General features: G+C 66.4%; 13 protein-coding genes. 4 read left to right on the top strand and 9 right to left on the bottom strand.

The annotated features are described in order from the left end of the window. Positions 1-5 precede the first annotated feature (5 nt). The 4 genes from HT136_RS03745 to HT136_RS03760 all read left to right on the top strand — a co-directional run bounded on the left by HT136_RS03745 (position 6) and on the right by HT136_RS03760 (position 5479). Positions 6-1256, top strand: coding sequence for an MFS transporter (locus tag HT136_RS03745; RefSeq protein ID WP_246543321.1), 1251 nt, complete (start codon positions 6-8; stop codon positions 1254-1256). Positions 1257-1300: 44 nt separating this feature from the next. Continuing rightward, positions 1301-2692 carry a zinc-binding metallopeptidase family protein gene (locus HT136_RS03750; protein WP_214198382.1) on the top strand — a complete coding sequence of 464 codons (1392 nt, stop codon included), beginning with the start codon at positions 1301-1303 and terminating at the stop codon, positions 2690-2692. Positions 2693-2811: 119 nt separating this feature from the next. After that, positions 2812-5196, top strand: a complete 2385-nt coding sequence (locus tag HT136_RS03755) for an acetamidase/formamidase family protein (protein ID WP_214197976.1) — start codon at positions 2812-2814, stop codon at positions 5194-5196. A 70-nt stretch (positions 5197-5266) separates the two neighbouring features. Continuing rightward, positions 5267-5479: a hypothetical protein gene (locus HT136_RS03760; protein ID WP_214197978.1), complete on the top strand. Its 213-nt coding sequence runs from the start codon at positions 5267-5269 to the stop codon at positions 5477-5479. A gap of 10 nt (positions 5480-5489) precedes the next feature. On the opposite strand, the gene HT136_RS03765 is transcribed toward HT136_RS03760, so the two are convergent. The 9 genes from HT136_RS03765 to HT136_RS03805 form a co-directional block, all read right to left on the bottom strand. Continuing rightward, positions 5490-6917: an MFS transporter gene (locus tag HT136_RS03765; RefSeq protein ID WP_214197980.1), complete on the bottom strand. Its 1428-nt coding sequence runs from the start codon at positions 6915-6917 to the stop codon at positions 5490-5492. A gap of 151 nt (positions 6918-7068) precedes the next feature. Beyond that, positions 7069-8301 carry a serine hydrolase domain-containing protein gene (locus tag HT136_RS03770; protein WP_214197982.1) on the bottom strand — a complete coding sequence of 411 codons (1233 nt, stop codon included), beginning with the start codon at positions 8299-8301 and terminating at the stop codon, positions 7069-7071. 35 nt (positions 8302-8336) lie between these two features. Continuing rightward, the gene (locus HT136_RS03775) at positions 8337-9149 is read right to left on the bottom strand and encodes a TauD/TfdA dioxygenase family protein (protein WP_214197983.1); all 813 of its coding nucleotides are present in this window, start codon (positions 9147-9149) and stop codon (positions 8337-8339) included. Positions 9150-9170: 21 nt separating this feature from the next. Then, positions 9171-10265, bottom strand: a complete 1095-nt coding sequence (locus tag HT136_RS03780; protein ID WP_214197992.1) for an acetamidase/formamidase family protein — start codon at positions 10263-10265, stop codon at positions 9171-9173. Between the two features lie 61 nt (positions 10266-10326). Then, a complete protein-coding gene (gene ygiD / locus HT136_RS03785) occupies positions 10327-11109 on the bottom strand; it encodes a 4,5-DOPA-extradiol-dioxygenase (RefSeq protein ID WP_214197994.1) in 783 nt (260 codons plus the stop codon). A 166-nt stretch (positions 11110-11275) separates the two neighbouring features. Further along, entirely contained in the window at positions 11276-11761 is a 486-nt protein-coding gene (locus HT136_RS03790; RefSeq protein ID WP_214197996.1) for a VOC family protein, read from the bottom strand. Positions 11762-11938: 177 nt separating this feature from the next. Continuing rightward, positions 11939-13153: an aromatic ring-hydroxylating oxygenase subunit alpha gene (locus tag HT136_RS03795; protein WP_214197998.1), complete on the bottom strand. Its 1215-nt coding sequence runs from the start codon at positions 13151-13153 to the stop codon at positions 11939-11941. A 153-nt stretch (positions 13154-13306) separates the two neighbouring features. Further along, a complete protein-coding gene (locus HT136_RS03800) occupies positions 13307-14569 on the bottom strand; it encodes an MFS transporter (RefSeq protein WP_246543322.1) in 1263 nt (420 codons plus the stop codon). A gap of 276 nt (positions 14570-14845) precedes the next feature. Next, entirely contained in the window at positions 14846-17242 is a 2397-nt protein-coding gene (locus HT136_RS03805) for a TonB-dependent receptor (RefSeq protein WP_214197999.1), read from the bottom strand. Positions 17243-17420 lie beyond the last annotated feature (178 nt).

The raw sequence follows: 17420 nt of genomic DNA on the forward strand, positions 1-17420 counted from the left end.
TGCCCATGACCCCACGCGAAGCCACGGCCACCAAGGGGAGGGGGACGGTTCTCTTCGCCTGTACCCTGGGCAACAGCGTCAGTGTGACGCCGGCGGTGCACGCTGTCTTCGGGCTGTTCCTGGTGCCGCTTTCGGAAAGCTTCGGCTGGGCCCGGGCCAGCATTTCGGGCGTGCTCGGCGTGCTCGCGCTCGTTTGCGCGGTCAGCTACCCCGTGATCGGGCGCCATGTTGACCGGGTGGGCGCGCGGCGCACGCTGTTGACCGGGGCCGTCGGGCTTGCCCTCTCGATCGCGGCGCTTGGGTTGACGAGCGGCAGTCTCCTCCAGTTCTACGCGACCTTCGCGGTGCTTTCGCTTTTCGCCGCGATGTGCGGCACGCCGATCTACCAGAAGGTCGTTGCCGACTGGTTCGAGGAGAACCGGGGCACTGCACTGGGCGTGAGTGCGGGGGGCGGGTGTGGCATCGGTTCGGTGATCATGCCGGTGCTCGCCGCGGTGCTGGTCGGCGCCTGGGGCTGGCGCGCGGGCTATTTCGGGATCGGTGCCTTCATCCTGGTCCTCGCGCTGCCCTTGCTTGCGCTGTTCCTGCGCGATCGGGACGGGGCTTCGGGGCATGCCGGACCGCAGGCCGCGCGCGAGGGTCTGACCCTTGCCGAGGCGATGCGTCGGCCTTCGTTCTGGCTGGTCCTCGTTGCGGTCGCGGCCGGTGCGGGGGGCACCACGGCGGTGTTCAGCCACGTCGTCCCGATCCTGGGCGATCGCGGTGTCTCGGTGGCGAGTGGCACGGCGGTGGTCAGTGTCTTCGCGCTAGCGACGTCGGGTTGGCAGGTCGCGACCGGGCGGATCATGGACCGCATCCAGACCCCGCGCGTGGCGGTGCCGATGTACGGCATTGCGATCGTGGGCCTTGCCTTGCTCGAATTCGGGCAGGGGACGCCGGTGCTGATCTTTGCGGGCGTGCTGCTTGGCGTCGGCATGGGCGCGCAATACGGTGCCTTGCCCTACTTCATCGCCCGCTACTTCGGGGTTCGCCATTTCGGTGCGATCATCGGCGCGATGTATTCCGCGGTGATCGCCGCGCAGGGCGTGACGCCGATCCTGCTCGACCTCGTGTTCGACAGTGTCCACTCCTATCGCCCGGCGCTGATCGGCGTGGGCGGCGCGCTGGCGACCGGCATGGCGCTGCTCATGCTCCTGCCGCGGTATGGCGAGGACGAGGCGCCTTCCACCGGCGCGCTCGCCGTGCCATGCCATTGACCCGCGCTGCCCATCACATGACAGGATCGACCCGCTTGGCCCAGATGCCCGCTGCCACGCCCGCCTTTGCCGACCCCACGGCGGCGCCTTACGCGGTATCCGAGGAGGAGCGTGCGGCCATCGCCGCCGCGATCGACACCGACGAGCTCGTCGAACTGGCACTGACGCTGGGCAACATTCCCAGCCGTTCGCGTGAGGAACGGGCGGCGGCCGAGTTCGTCCACGACTGGATGGCGCGCGAGGGGTTCAATCCACGCAAGGTGGGCGCGACGCCCGAGCGGCCCAATGTCATTGGCGAATACGGCGGCACCGCGCCGGGGGCGAATCTGCTGTTCACCGCGCACCTCGATACCGAGAGCCCGAGCGGGAACCGCGATCAGGACCGCTTCCGCTATCGTGACAGTACGCTGGCCGATCCCGAATGGACAAATTGCTGGCTCGACGAGGAGGGGCGCCTGCGCGGTTTCCCGATCTCCAACGACCGCGGGCCCATGGCCTGCTTCCTGATCGCGGCCAAGGCGCTGAGGAAAGCGGGCATCGGACTTGCCGGAAAGACCTGGCTCACCGCGTGCCCTGGCGAGATCGGACCCGAGCCGATCGAGGAATTTTCCGGCATCGACTACCTCGGCAAGGACATCGGCGCGCATTACCTGTTCCACCACGGCGGCGTCGCGCCCGACTATGCGATTGCGGCCGAAGGCACCGATTTCGGCCTCACCTGGCAGGGTTCGGGCTATGCCGTGTTCCGGGTGCGCATTTTCGGGCAGGGCATGTTCACGCCGATCCTCGAGGCGCCCGCACGCGCTATCGATCATCCCAACCCGATCTACCGCCTGGGCCCGGTGATCGAGGCGCTCCACGCCTGGGGGTTGTCCTGGGAAGGCGCCTCGGTGCTCGAGACGGCCAGCGGGCGGGTCTGCCCCAAGGTGCAGATCGCCTCGGTGCGCGGCGGCATGCCGACCGACTTCGGGGCGGGCACCGAGATTTGCGCGCTCTATCTCGAAGTGGGGCTCAATCCGCGCCAGAAGGCGGCCGAGGCGATGCACGGGATCATGGCCGCGATGCGCGGCCTGGCGGTGGAGAGCTTCGACGTCGAGCCGGTGGTGGTGCGCCACGGCTTCGAGGCGCGCGCTGAGGAAGTGGCCATACTCACCGGTGCAGTCGATGCGGCGACGCGCCTTGCACGCGGGAGCGCGCTGGAAGTGGCGCATCCGGTCTACTCGAGCATGTGGCGCGACCACAATGTCTTCAACATGCACCGCATCCCGGCCGTTACCACCGGCATGCCGCGCTGGCGTCCGACGCCTGCCGACATGGCGTCGAGCGCGCTTGTCTATGCGCTGACGATGCTGGCGGTGTGCGGACGCGGCACGGCGCCCGAGGCGGGCGGCGCCACCAGCGTCTATGGCGATGTGGCAAGGCCTTTTGACACCTGACTAAAACGGTCGCGGGGCTGCTTGCCGTATAGGGCAGAGCGGGTTAGCCATGGCGTCATGGTCGCTGATGACGAGATGGGGACCGGCTTGGCGCCGGACCGAATGCGGGTGGATATCCTTTGCGCATAACTACGAATGTCTACCCTAAGGAACAGCGGCGTGACGCCTGGCGCTTCGCGCTCGGGCGCCTTTCGCTCACGCTCGACGAGGCCGACGAGAACACGCTCTACGGCGAATTGATCCAGTTTCGCGCCAGCACCGGGATCAGCTTCATCCGCGTCACCGGCACCGCGCAGACCTGGACCATCGATTTTCGCGAGCAACCCCAGACCTACTGGGTGGCGATGCTGCTCGATGGCAGCGCGACGATGCGTGATGCCCAGCAGGAACTGCGCCTGTCCGACGGCGAGCTGATCTGCGGGCAGGGCAACGCGCCGGTGCAGCTCTCCTTCACCGGCGACAACCGCACGCTCATCGTCCAGGTCCCGCACAGCGAACTGACCGCGCGCCTGAAAGCCCCGGTGGGCGCCGCGCCGCGCAAGATCGCGACCGACACCGGCACGGCACGTATCTTCGCCGGCATGCTGCGTTCGCTCGCCGATACGATCAACGACATCACCACCGACCAGGCCCGGCCGGTGGAACTGGCGTTCCCCGAATTCCTCGTCACCAGCCTGCTCGACAACGCGCCGCCCAAGGCGCTGGGCGGCGCGGCCGGCATGCGCGCCGCGCTGCTCGAGCGCATCTTCCAGACGATCGAGATCCGCCTTTCCGATCCCGATCTCAACTACCAGCAGGTCGCCGCCGAGCACGGGATCTCGCCGCGCTACCTCCAGAAGCTGTTCGAATCGATCAACGACAGTTTCGGGCACTACGTGAAGGTGCGAAGGCTCGAACGTTGCCGGCTCGACTTGCGCAGCCCGTTGCACGTCCAGAAGTCGATCTCGGACATCCTGTTCGAGTGGGGCTTCAACGATTCCGCTTCGTTCAGCCGGGCCTTTCGCGAGCAATACGGCATCTCTCCGCGCGAATACCGCAAGGCGCAGCCGCAAGAGCACGAGGCGGTCGAACTGCTGCGCCGGGGCAAGCCGGCCCGTGCGGACAAGGCCTCTGCACGCGGCGAGGTGGTTGCCGAGGAAGCGAACGAGGAGGAGGCCACGGCTTCCGGCGCTGGCGCCGACGAGCCGGAAACGGCTTCCGGTGATCTCGGGGAGAGCGTGCCGGGCACTTCGGCTCCGGTCTTGCCCGAAGGCGAGCAGGTGCGCCATCACCATCTGCCGGTCTCGCCCGAGACAGTGCACTGGGGCTATCTCAGCAAGGACCTGAAGCCCGCGCTGCATATCCGTTCGGGCGATTTCGTCACGATCGAGACGCTCACCCACCACGCCAACGACGACGCCGAACGCATGGTCCACGGTGATGGGGGCGCCGAGAGCGTCTTCCACTGGGACGAGCACGGCAAGGCGGTGAATCGGCGCGGAGCGGGGCCTATCGACGCCAGTGCGCTCGGGCGGGGCCCCGGCGAGGGCTTCGGTGTCCACATCTGCACCGGGCCGATCGCGATCGAAGGGGCGATGCCGGGCGACCTCATCGAAGTGCGCATCCTCGACCTCAAACCCCGGCCCAGCGGAAACCCGCGCTTTGCCGGCAAGTGCTTCGGTTCGAACGCAGCCACCTATTGGGGCTTCCATTATCACGACCTTCTGACCGAGCCCAAGCAGCGCGAGGTCATCACCATTTACGAGGTCGAGGCAGGCGGCATGCGCCCGGCGATGGCGCACGCGGTCTATTCCTATCGCTGGACCGAGCAGACCGACCCTTCGGGTGTCGTCCACCCGCGCTACGACTATCCCGGCGTTCCTGTCGATCCCGCGACGATCGAGAAGAACTTCGACGTGCTGCGCAACGTGGAAATTCCGATCCGGCCACACTTCGGGGTGATTGCGGTGGCGCCCAACCACGCCGGTCTCGTCGACTCGGTCCCGCCCTCGAGTTTTGGCGGAAATCTCGACAACTGGCGCACGGGGCCCGGCGCGCGGGTGTTCCTGCCCGTGCAGGTGGAAGGTGCGCTCCTGTCGTTGGGCGATCCGCACGCCTCGCAAGGCGACAGCGAACTGTGCGGCACTGCGATCGAATGTTCGATGACCGCGCTGATCCAGGTCGTCCACCACAAGGCGCAAGGCGTGATGGAGCAGCTTCGCGATGTCGACTATCCGCTGATCGAGACCGAGACCGAATGGGTCATCATGGGTTTCAGCCACCCCGATTACCTCAAGGAACTGGGCGCCGACGCGCAGAGCGAGGTCTACAAGAAGAGCTCGATCGACGCGGCCATGCGCGATGCATTCCGCAAGGCGCGCCGGTTCCTGATGACCGCGAAGCAACTGACCGAGGACGAGGCGATCTCGCTGCTCTCGGTCGGCGTTGACTTCGGGGTGAGCCAGGTCGTCAACGGCAACTACGGCGCCCATGCGGTGATCCGCAAGGCGCTGTTCACGAGCTGAGGTTCGGACACGGCGCCAGCGGCAACGCGCACGCTGGCCGCTGTCGGGCGGTTGTGCTAGCGGCGCGGCCATGGGACCCAGACTCGCCGCTGCCGCACTGATCTTCGCCGCGTTCGCCTATACGCTGGTCGTGCTCTTCGCGATCCTTGTCATCGTCGGCTACGCCGGGGGCGAGGCGCTCGTGCGTCGGCCGCTCGAGCTCACGATCGTGCTGCTGCTGGCGGGTTCGCCGGTCCTTGTCTGGCGCTGGTGCCTCGCCAGAGCGCGCACCATCGGGCGCTGAGGGCGGCGCCTCAGGCCTCGGACTTGCGGCCCACGAAGCTGTCGCCGGCATCGTGGGGTAGGCGCAGTCCCTCGAACAGCGGGGCGAGCGCGAGCACGCTCAGCGGCAGGAAGGCGAGGCGATAGGCGAGGTCCGTTCCGCCTTCCCCGAGGCTGGCGCCCAGCTTGACCGCAAGCGCGGAGAGCGCGATGCCGCTCGCCATCATCAGTTGCACGCTGGTGTTGAACAGGCTGGTGGCATCGCTCATCTGCGGCTTGGGAATGTCCGAGAAGGCCATTGTCCCCAGCGTCGTGAAATGCATCGAGCGGCTCATGCCCGAGAAGAACAGGAAGGCGCAGATCAGCGCGACCGGGGTCTCGGGCGTCAGCAGCGCGCCGCCCGCGATGCCCAGGAACGCTGCGACCGAAGAGCCCATCAGCACGCGCCGATATCCGAACGTGCGCAGGATCGGGGTGGTCACCGACTTCATCGCGAGATTGCCCGCGAACAGGGCGATGAGCACGAGGCCGGCTTTTGCCGGGCTGTAGCCGAAACCGACCTGGAGCAGCAGCGGCACCAGGAAGGGCACGCAGGCGATCCCCATGCGCGAGAGAGATCCGCCGCGGATCGTCGCGCGGAAGGTGTCGATGGCCAGGTTGTCGAGCCGCACCATCGGGGCGGGATGGCGCTTCATGTGGCGATAGGCGAGACCGAGGACGAGCACGCCGCCCCCAACCATCGCCAGCGCAAAAGCCTGGCCGCTCGCCCCGAGGAATTCGAGTCCGGCGAGAAGCGCGAAGGTTCCTAGCGCGGTGATCGCGAAGCCGCGCCAGTCGAACCGCCGCCGGGCGCTCTCGTCGCGGGTGTCGGGCACCAGCTTCCACGCGCCGACAAGCCCGATCAGGCCGAGCGGCACGTTGAGGTAGAAAATCCAGTGCCAGCCCAGGTGCTGGGTGATGAAGCCACCGATCGGCGGGCCCACGACGGGGGCGATCAGCGCCGGCCAGATGAGATTGGACATCGCCACCATCAGCTTGTCGCGCGGGGTGCATTGCAGGACGATGACCTGGCCGACCGGCACCATCATCGCCCCCGCCGCCCCCTGAAAGACGCGCAGGGCCACGAATTCGGGAAGGCTGCTCGCCTGTCCGCAGAGCGCCGAGGCGAGTGTGAAGAGCGCGATGGCCAGCGCGAAGATTCGCCGCGCACCAAAGCGTTCGGCCACCCAGCCACTTGCCGGAATGAGGATGCCAAGCGTCAGCAGATAGGCGCTCACGCCGATGTTGAGGCCGACCGCGCTCGTCCCGAAGTCGCGCGCCATGCTGGGCAGTGCGGTAATGATGATCGAGGCGTCGAGAATTTCCATGAACAGCGCGCCGGTGACGAGCGCCATGATGAGCCGCAAGTGCAGCGGGGACAGCATGGGGGTAGTGTCGGAGGCAGTGTTCGGGTCGCTCATGGAAATATCGGCTCGGCTGGTAAACACGCGAAAAATCCCGCGATGCGCGCGCCTGTTCGGCACTGCACCTCGGGATGCTCGGGGCAGGATAACGCAAGCGGCGCGGATTTGCCTTGCGGCAGAGCAAACACCTCCGCCCACCGGGCACGCCTTAGCGTTGGGTCAGTGCTACTGTGGCGCGATCGATCGCCTCGCGCAATTGCCAGGTGCGTGTTTCGAATGGCCCGCTCGTCAATTCGTTGGTCATCACGATGGCGACGATGTCGTGCACCGGATCGGCGAGGAAGTACGTATTGGCCGAGCCGGACCAGCTTCCCGCGCCCACCGGCAAGCCGCCGCGCGCCTCGGTCCCGGCATCGCCGATGGCAAGGCCAAGGCCGAAGGCACTGTCGAGGTGTTCGCCCCCGCCGGTGCGCAGGCGCGGGTGGAACATGGCCTCGACCGAAGCCTGTGACAGCAGGCGCTTTGCATGCCAGGTGCCCCGTCTGGCCAGCATTTCGGCGAAGTGGCGATAGTCCTCGAGCGTACCCGCGAGTGCGCCCCCGCCATCGCGCAGGCGCGCTGGGTCGCGGTATTCGGACGTTCGGGGCTCATCGACGGCGACCAGGCCCTGCGCACTCGCGGCATAGCCGGTGACGAGCCGGGAGGCCTGCTCCTCGCTCACCACGAAGGTCGTGTCGGTCATCTCGAGCGGCGCGAAGATGTGCTCCTCGAGATAGGCATCGAGGCTTTGCCCTGAGACCTTTGCGACCACCGCGCCCAGCACCGTCGTCGAGAAGCCATAGCTGAAGGGACCGCCCGGCTGGTGCAGCAGGGGGGCAGTGCCGAGCCGCTCTACCAGTTCGTCGAGCGTATGGGCGGGCTCTGCCTGGGCCTTGCCGCTGGTGGCCTGCGTCACGCGCCCGACGCCGTGTTCGCGGTAGAAGCGATGGACCGGGGTATCGCCCATGAATTCATAGGTGATCCCCGATGTGTGGGTGAGCAGGTCGAGGATCGTCACCGGGCGCCGCGTGGGCACCGTGCGCGGCGGATAGGCCGCGCTGCCGTCCCAGACTTCAAGGTTGTCCAGCGCGGGAAGGACCGAACCGACCGGCGTATCGAGCGCAAGCTTGCCCTGTTCGACCAGCTGCATCACGGCGACGGTCGTGATCGGCTTGGACATCGAATAGAGCCGGAACAGCGCATCGCGCCGAACCGGGGTCTTGCGCGCGACGTTGGAATAGCCGGTGGCGATCTCGGCCAGCGGGATGCCGTGCTGCTCGATCAGGACGAGCGCCTGGGGCAAGGTCCCATCGGCGACCATGCCTTCGAGCTCGGCCTGGAGTGCCGCGCGCGCGGCCGCAGGGGCGGGCGTTGTCGCACAGGCCGGCGAACTGGCGAGCATGCCGCCCGCCAGCAGGAGGCCCGCGAGGATGCGCGTCAGAACGGCTTGTCTCCCGCGATTGTGACCCGGTAGCCCGAACGCGTCTCGGGAAAGTAGTCCCAGACGGCGAAGTGCTGCGTGCAGCGATTGTCCCAGAACGCGATCGAATGCGGCTGCCAGCGGAAGCGGACCTGGAAATTGGGATCCTTCACGTGGTCGTAGAGGCAGCGCAGCACCGCGTCGCTCTCGGCCTTCGACAGCTCGTTGATCCTGGTGGTGTAGGACGAGTTGACGAAGAGCAGCTTGCGTCCGGTCTCGGGATGGGTGCGGATGACCGGGTGCGTGTTGCACTCGTAGCGCTTGTCGATGTCGGGGAAGATCGCCTTGTAGACCGGGTTCGCATCATGGACCGCAGTGAGCGGCTCGAGGAATTTCTTCATCGGTTCGGACAGAGCCTCGTAGGCGGCGTACATGCTGGAAAACAGCGTGTCGCCGCCGTCCTCGGGCAAAGTGTGCAGGTAGAGGATCGAGCCCATCGGCGGCTCGGGATCGCACGAGAGGTCCGAGTGCCAGTTGTCGCCCGCGATGTACTTGCTGTCTGCATCGGCGTGGATCTGGACGATCTGGGGGTAGTCCGCGATGCCCTTCACGGCCGAGTGGCGGTGCAGGTTTCCGAAGGCCCGGCCAAACGCCAGGTGCGCTTCGTGGTCTATCTCCTGCTCGCGGAAGAACACCACCTGGTGCGCGAGCAGCGCCTCGCGGATTTCGGCGTAGGTCTGGTTGCCGAGCGGCTGGCGCAGATCGACCCCGAAGATCTCGGCACCGATCCGCCTGGTGACGGGGCGCACCTCGATCGTTTCATAGCTCATCGTCTCTCTCCGACAGAGGCCTCATTGCGGGTCGATCACGGTTCCCTTTTCGGGAAAGATCCGGCGTTCGATGCGGCAGTGAATGCCTTGCGTGCCGTCGACGACCTGGGTCACGCCGAAGTCCGAGGCGACGCTCATCAGCGAATAGCTGTCATGGCGCGAGAGGCCCTGGTGTTCGGTCAGGAGGTGCATCATGTCGAGTGCGGCGTTCTTCATGGCGACGTCGAGGTCCTCGCCGAAGCCGTGGACGATCCAGCAGTCGGGCGTCTCCAGCAGCGGCGAGGGGAAGGCGAAGTCCTTCCTGAGGATGATCTGGAACAGGACGTCGAGCGAGCTTTCGATCGCGGTGCCGCTGATCTCGCCGTCGCCCTGGCTGACGTGGGGATCGCCGATCGAGAAGAGGCCGCCCTTGACCTGCACCGGGTAGTACATCTTGGCGCCTGCACCAATCCGCCAGTTGTCGATGTTGCCGCCGTGAAGGCCGGGCGGGATCGTGCTGACGGGCTCGTTGACGGCTGGTGCGACACCTGCGGTGCCCAGGTGCGGGCGCGCGGGCAGGGTGATGCCGGGCAGCGCCGGCGAACGGTCGCATTCGGGGCAATGGGTGATCCGGCCCGGCGTCGTGTAGACGCCTTCCACGTCATAGGCGTAGAGCGCCGAGGCGGTCATCGCGTTGGGATCGAGCTTGTAGATCGTCACCCGCTCGGTCTTGTCGAATTCCTCGTAGAGATGGCCCCAGTTGGCCTGGAGGTTCGAGCCGTAGTTGTGCCGCGGCTTCATCTCGAAATAGCGCACTTCCAGCATGTCGCCCGGCTCCGCGCCCTCGACGTAGATCGGGCCGGTCATGATGTGGCAGCCCGGCGCGCGGGTGGTCGGGTCGATCTCGGTGAAGATGCGCTTGATGTTCTCGTCGAACATCAGGTCGGGATCGTCGCCCGCGTGGTGCGTGATGGCTTCGGCGTGGATGAGATCGCCGCTCTTGACGGTGAGGACGGGCTTGAGCTCGGGCGAGAAATAGCCCCAGTGGACGGTCTCGGGAGTGGCCTTCAGGTGGTGCAGGGCGCCGGGCAGGGTGGAGAGCCGGGCGGATTCGGACTTCGGATTGATGAGGGCCATCGAAACTCCTCTAGGCCTGAAAATGCGGAAGTGATCGGATGCGGGACGGCTGCGCGCGGGGTCAGTCCGCGCCGATCAGCACGCTCGTCATCGAGAGCGACTTGTGCTGGATGAAGTGGGGGGCGAATTCGGCCATCTCGCCCTCGTGGCGCGCGCCCAGGAAATAGAGCAGCGGCAGGAAGTGATCCGAGGAAGGCACCGAATAGCGCGCCGCATCGCCCAGTGTCTCGTAATCGATCACGGTCTGCGGCGTGTCTTTGGCAATCGCCTCGCACATCGTGTCGTTGAATCCTTGCGCCCAGGGGTAGGGCGTGGCGGCCGGGTTGCCCCAGTCCATCGCGGGCAGGTTGTGGACGATGTTGCCCGTCGCCATGATCAGCACGCCTTCGTCGCGCAAGGGGCGCAGGGCGCGGCCGACGTCGAAATGCTGCTGCGGCGTCTTGGCAAGGTCCATGCCGAGCTGGATCACGGGCACGTCGGCCTCGGGATAGGCGTGGACCAGCACCGTCCAGGTGCCGTGGTCGAAGCCCCAGCCGTTGTCCAGCTTGACCGGCATCGGGGCGAGCAGCTCGGCGACGCGCGCGGCCAGCTCGGGATCGCCGGGCGCGGGGTACTGCATGTCGAACAGAGCCTGCGGGAAGGCACCGAAGTCGTGGATCGTGCGCGGCTGCGGCATGGCGGTGACCGCAGTGCCCCGGGTCTGCCAATGCGCCGAGATGCACAGGATCGCCTTGGGCTTGCCGATGCGGTCCGCCATTGCCTTCCACTGGCGCGTCACTTCGCTCTGTTCGAGCGCGACCATCGGGCTGCCATGTCCGAAGAAGACGATCGGAAGTCGGCTCATTTCAGTGCGGTGCTCCTGGCTGGCCGCGCCGGGTTCCCCGAAGGCGTGGCGGATGCGGTTGACGCGAACAGAGCTATGGCGAGGGGGCCTCGCGGTCTTGGAGTCTTGCGCACAAGAACTTGTCGCGAGGCTCCAGCACCCACGAGGCCCGCACCGGGCGACGCGCCTATTCGCGGGTGTAGTCCTCGGGGATCACCGGCGGCTTGCCGGCCTTGCCCCAGAGCATGATGTGGTTGCCCCAGGGGTCCACGAAGCAATGGTTGAGGCCGTTGAATTCTGCCCAGTAATGGTTGCGCCACAAGACGGTCGCTCCAAGCTTTTCGGCGGTGGCGAGGATGCGTTCGGGCGTGTCGTCGTCGCCGATCAGGACCCAGATGCGTGGGCCCCGGCCGCCGCTGGCGGGGGTGCGCGGCTCGATGCCTTCGGGGGCGGGGTGCGGGCGCATGTTGGCGACGTCGCCGATGCCCATGTGCAGGTTGCCGATCTCGCTGTCCGAGCCGTCGGGGTTCGCGAACATTCCGCCCGGAACCATGCGGTGATAGGCCCCGCCCAGGCGCGGATCGTCCTCCCAGCCGAAGACTTCGGCGTAGAATCTGCCCGCAGCGTTCGGATCGTCGCTGGGAATGTCGAAGAAGATCAGGCTGTTCGTCATGCGTGTGCTCCCTAATGCGTGGGGCGATGGGTAGCGGCGCGGCTCCGGGCAAGGCTGCGCGCGGCGCGCATGAAAGCTTGATCGCTCACGCCGGAGCCTGGCGCGGTCAAAAAGAAGCGGCGCCCGGATCGATCCGGACGCCGCAGGGTTGGGAGGGTATCCCAGAAGGGATGAGGTTCAGCCGCCAGTGCTCGCGCGCAGGCGCGTGACCGGGGCGGAAGGGCCGCGCCGACGGTCCCATTCGGCCCAGTAACGGTCGACCAGCCAGACGTTGAGCAGCCGCTGCGCGCCTTCCTGCCAGGAATAGCGCCCGCGCGGGGCGTGCCTGGAGCGAAGCCCCTGCTGGACCAGCTCGTCGACGTGGAAATCCTGCGCGACGATGCGCTCGACCGCCTCGTCGGTCATCTTGACTTTCAGGTCGTAAAGCGGGTCTTCCATCGCCTGCGGATCCATCAGCGTGCCGATGGTGAGCGCGTGCGAATTGGCGGTGCGCGGGTCCATGATCAGGTAGATGACGCTGTCGTTGAGGACGACGAGGCTGAGGCTGGGCGGCAGGTTGACGAAGAGCAGGCGGTTCTGCTCTTCCTCGGTGAGCTTGGGGAAGACCGGAAAGATCGACTTCTGCGTGGCGTTGAAGCCCGCGTTCTTGTGGAGCGTGCCGTTCAGGCGATAGTAGCCTGCGCTGTCTGCCGGGACTTCGGGGAAGGTGGCAAGCCCGCTGGGGATGAAGTCGTGCAGGGGCCCGGCGTGAAGACGGCTGGCGTGGTAGCCGTCGTTGTTGTTTTCCAGCATGACCTTCCAGTTCCAGGGGAACACGGTCGGTTCGGCGGGCCGCTCGCCGCGCAGCGCGGCGAAATCGTAGTTGGCGACGATCGGCTCGAGCGCGGCGAGGCGCGGGGTCAGCGGCTCGGCCTCGGGATCGAGGTTGATGAAGACGAAGCCGTGCCAGATCTCGTGTCGGATCTCGGGCAAGGAGGCCGCTTTCTTGTCGAAGTTGCAGGTGCGGCTCATGGCCGGCGCGCCCACCAGCGTGCCGTCGAGATCGTAAGTCCAGTGGTGGTAGGGGCACACGAAGGCGCGGGTGTTGCCGTGCCCTTCGGCCACCAGCATCGCGCGGTGCTGGCAGACCGAGGACAGCGCCTTGATCGAACCGTCGCGGGTCTTGCACACGATCACCGGCTCGTCGGCGCGGCTGACGGTGAAGAAGTCGCCCGGCTCCTCGAGCCATTCCGCGCGGCCGACGCAGAGCCATTCGTGCTGGAACACCGCATCCATCTCGAAGGCGTGGAATTCCTCGCTGGCGTAGCATTCGCGCGGCAGCGTCTCGGCTTCCAGCGTGTCCAGCTTCGAGGAGGCGAGGCTGTCGAAGAACTGGTCGGTGAGGATGGTCATGCGGTCCTGTTCCCGTGTCTGTGATCGCGTGGGCAGCGCGCGAGGCGCGTGTCTGCCGGTTTCGCCGGCGATGCTATTGCGGACGGCCTGGCCGGGCTTGCCCTCAGGCGTCCTGTTTCTTGGCGCCGCGCCCAGAGAGAGGGCGGGCGGCCCTTATTCGGCGGGCTCGAGCTTCAGCGCAGTTTCTGTGCGGTCCGCGCTGGCAATTGTGCCGGACTGGGCGCGCGGTGCGCGCAGGAAAAGCACCGCACCGATCGCGGCGGCCAGCAGCAAACCGGCAAAGACGACGATCGCCGGGGCATAAGTTCCGGTGACGTCGGCGACGCGGCCCGCCCCGATCGGGCCGAACACGGCAAGCGTGCTCGCGGTGGTGACCATTGCGGTCATGTCGCCGGCCAGTTTCGGGCCGAAGTAGCGCAGCAGCAGGATGTGTCCGGAAAGCCAGGCCATGCCCCAGCCCGCGCCGAACAGGACGGATGCGCCTACCGCGACGATGACGGCCGGAGCGTGGGCGAGCAGGCCCATCGCGAGCGCCTGGAGCGCGAGGCCGGCAATCAGGATCAGGCGAGGCTGTACGCGTTCGCACATAGCGCCGGTCAAGCCCTTGGTGCCGGTTCCGGCAAAGGCGAGCAGGCTCATTGCGATGGCACCCGGCGCCGCGCCGTGGCCGAGGTTGGCGATGTGCGCGACGAGCAGCGAATGGGTGGCGGTGACCACCGTCTGGACGACGGTCAGGATCATCGCGAGGATCAGGAAGGTGCGGCTGAACAGCGCCTGGCGGAACGTGAAGCCGCTGTCGGGGGAGCCGCCCTGCGGTTCGAGCGAACTGCTCACCGGCGCGACGTCGGCAATGGGGGCGGTGTCGCGGATGCCGACAAGGCAGATCAGCCCCAGCACGGCGGCGGCGATCGCCATGACCATCCAGTGCAGGCGCCAGTCTCCGGTCGCTCCGGCGATGGCGCCCACGATCAGGGGACCGGCGATCCCGCCCGAGGAGCCCACCATGAAATAAAAGCCTATCATGCGCGCCGACGTGCGCGGAAACCAGTTGGCGAGAAGGTGCACGGCGGGCGAGGGGGCCAGCAGCGTGAAACCCGCGCCCATCAGCGAGGTGGCGACGAAGAAGAACGAAAGGTCGTTGATCAAAGAGGCCATCAGGAAGCCGGCAGCCAGCACCATCGCGCCCGCCACCATCGTCAGGCGTGTCCCGATCTTCTTCATCAGGTAGGGAGGGAGCGGGCTCGCCACCCCGCAGGCCAGGCCGAGCAGCGCAAAGCTGAAACCGGCCGAGGCCTTGGACCAGCCGAGCTGGTCGACCATGATGTAGAGGACATAGCCCAGCGACGTGAAGGTCGTCGCCGTCACGAAGAAGAAGGCCAGCGAGGCCGCAATCATGACCTGGGCATTGCGGGGCATGCGATCTCCTGCTTTCAGCTTGCGCCCCGGCTGTGTGCCCGGGATTCGTCAGCCAGCATGTTTCCTTGTTGTGCGCACACACTCTTGCGCCTGTACGCCTCAAGACTTGATCGTGAGGCCGTGTCGTCCGTGTTCCCCGTGTCCGCGCTTGTTCATGGCGCGTTGCAGCATAGTATGCCGCACCTGCACCCAAAAGCAATCGGGCGCGAGGAGCAAGGCTCCCCGCGCCCGACTGGCGAGAAGTCCCGGCGCGGGGCCGGGCGTCACGGCCTGCGATCAGAACTTGTAGCCGAACGATACGATCGCCTGGCGCGGCGGGATATAGGTGTCGAACACCTGCGCGCTGCCGTAAGGATCGGAGAAGCGCGAGTTGACGCCATCGGTGTTGAACAGGTTGGTGACGCGCAAGGTGATGTTGGTGTTCGTGTTTTCGGGCTCGTACTTCACCTGGAGATTGACTTGCGCGTAGTCGGGCACGGTATCGGTCGAGCCTTCGTTGAACAGGCGGTACTGGTACTTGCCTCGGTAGATCACTTGGGCGCGGGCGCTCAGGACGCCGGGGCCGACCTGGTCGTTCCAGCTGATCGCGGCCTGGCCCTGCCAGCGCGGCAGCTTGGGCACGCGGTTGCCCTTGATGTCCTCGCGCGCGGCGTCGCGGGCGACCGAGGCGTCGTAGTAGTTCGACCAGAAGTAGTAGCCGGGATAGCCGGCCGCGTTCTGGGCATTGGTGGCGTTGGTCGGGTCGAGCGCCTCGTAGTGCTCGGTGAAAGTGCCCTCGAGCCACGAACCCGAGGCGTCGAAGCGCAGGTGTTCGGTGGGAACGTAGGAGGTCTCGAGTTCGAGGCCGTAGACGCGCGCCTTGGGGGCGTTGCTGATGCCTTCGGCGTAGAGCACGGGGTCTTCCTCGAGGAACTGCATGTTCTTGTAGAGGTAGAGGAAGCCTGAGGCGTTGACTTGCAGGGTATCGCCCAGGAAGCGGTTCTTGGTGCCGATCTCGAAGGAATCGACGGTCTCTTCCGCGTAAGTCGGCTTGATCGAGTCGGTCAGGCCTAGCGCGAGGCCGCCGCTTCCGGCCGAGGCGGCGCTGTTGATGCCGCCCGGCTTGAAGCCGCGCGTCCAGCTGGCATAGACCATGTTGTCGGGCGTGACCTGGTAATTGAGCGCAACCTTGCCGGTCCAGGCGTCGGCCGTGCGCGAACCGGTCGAGGAAGGCTGGAGGTAGGCGCCCGAAGTGTAGCTGACCGAGCCACCCGACAGGCTGTCACCCATGCCCGAGGCCTTGTCGTGGTTGTAGCGCGCACCCGCGGTCAGCTTGAGCTGTGAGGTGATGTCATACGTCGCCTGGCCGTAGATCGCGAAGTCCTCGCGGGTGATCTTGGAGAGTTCGGCATAGCTGAGGTCTGCGACCGAGGGATCGTCCCAGGCTGTGTTCTCGGGCAGCGCGGCGCGCAGGCCATTGTCGTCCGAGGCGTTGTATTCGTTGATGTATTGGGCGTTCTTCGAATGCAGGTAGACCGCGCCGACGACCCAGTTGAGCGGGCCGGTGCCGTTCGAGGTCATGTTGACCTCCTGCGTCCAGCTCTTGGTGTCCGACTGCCAGAGTGGCACGTGGTCGTAGGTATAGCCGAAGTAGAGCGAGGGGTCGTAGGTCACGTCGTAGAACGTGGCGGCATCGAGGCCGTCGGAATCCCAGGCCTGTTCGGAGTGCAGTTTCTGGTAGCTGGTGATCGATTTGATCACCGCGAAAGGCGTCTCGTAGCGGATCGTGCCGGTATAGAGCTGCGTCTTGACCTGCGAGCGACCCGGATAGTCCTGCGTCAGCACGCGCGGATCGCTCTCGGGGTCGAGGATGTTCTTCTGCGCCGGGCCGTTGGTGTTGCTGGTGTACTGGATCGTATTCAGCGTGATCGAGAGGTCCGAGGTCGGCGCCCACTTGGCGCCGAGGCGCCAGCCGGTGTTGTCCTCGTTGTCGAGCTGGTACTTGTCGACGCCCTCGACCGCGGTCGCATGGGCATAGCCGTCGTGCTTGGTGAACTGGAACGCCCCGCGCACGGCCAGCGTGTCGCTCAGCGGCACGTTGAGCGCGGCGTTGCCCTCCTTGTAGTCGTAGTTGCCGATACCGGCGTTGATCTCGCCCGAAAGCGCATCGGTGCTGGGCTCCTTGCTCACCACGTTGATCGTGCCGCCGGTCGAACCCTGACCGAACAGCGTGCCCTGCGGCCCGCGCAGGACTTCGACTTGCGCGACGTCGATGAAAGCGGCCGAAGCGGCGATCGAGTTGAAGATGTAGACGCCGTCGATGTGGTAGGAGACACCGGGCTGGGTGTTGGTGTTCTCGGGCGTTTCCGAGCCGACGCCCCGGATCGAGAGGATGCGCTCACCACCGCCCGAACGCGCCACGACCAGTCCGGGCACCGTGCCGTTGAGCCCGGTGATGTCGGTGATGTTGCCGGCCTTGAGGTCATCGGAGGTGATTGCCGAAACCGAAAGCGGGGCCTGCTGGAGGCTGACGTCGCGGCGCTCGGCGGTCACGACGATGTCGTTGAGGCCCGTGGTGCCCGCCGCGGCCGCAGCAGCTGGCTCCGCTTCGTCGGCGTGCGCGGTACTGGCTGTAAATGCGATCAGTGAAACGCCGCAGGCCAAGGCCCTGGCGAAATGCGTCTTCGTCAACATGAAAGCTCCCCAAACCGTGAATTAGTACCGATCCCGTGGTGGCGGCCCGTGTTTTCGCGTTTGGCCGCTTGGTGGGAAAGCTGGCGAGTGGAAGGGGCTTTGGTCTTGTGCGCGTGCGAATAAGTAGTTGACTGTGAGCCCACGCCTTCGCCGCATTACTTGCTCTAACCGCTGCGAA

The sequence above is a fragment of the Novosphingobium profundi genome, from assembly GCF_018491765.1.
GTDB lineage: Bacteria > Pseudomonadota > Alphaproteobacteria > Sphingomonadales > Sphingomonadaceae > Novosphingobium > Novosphingobium profundi.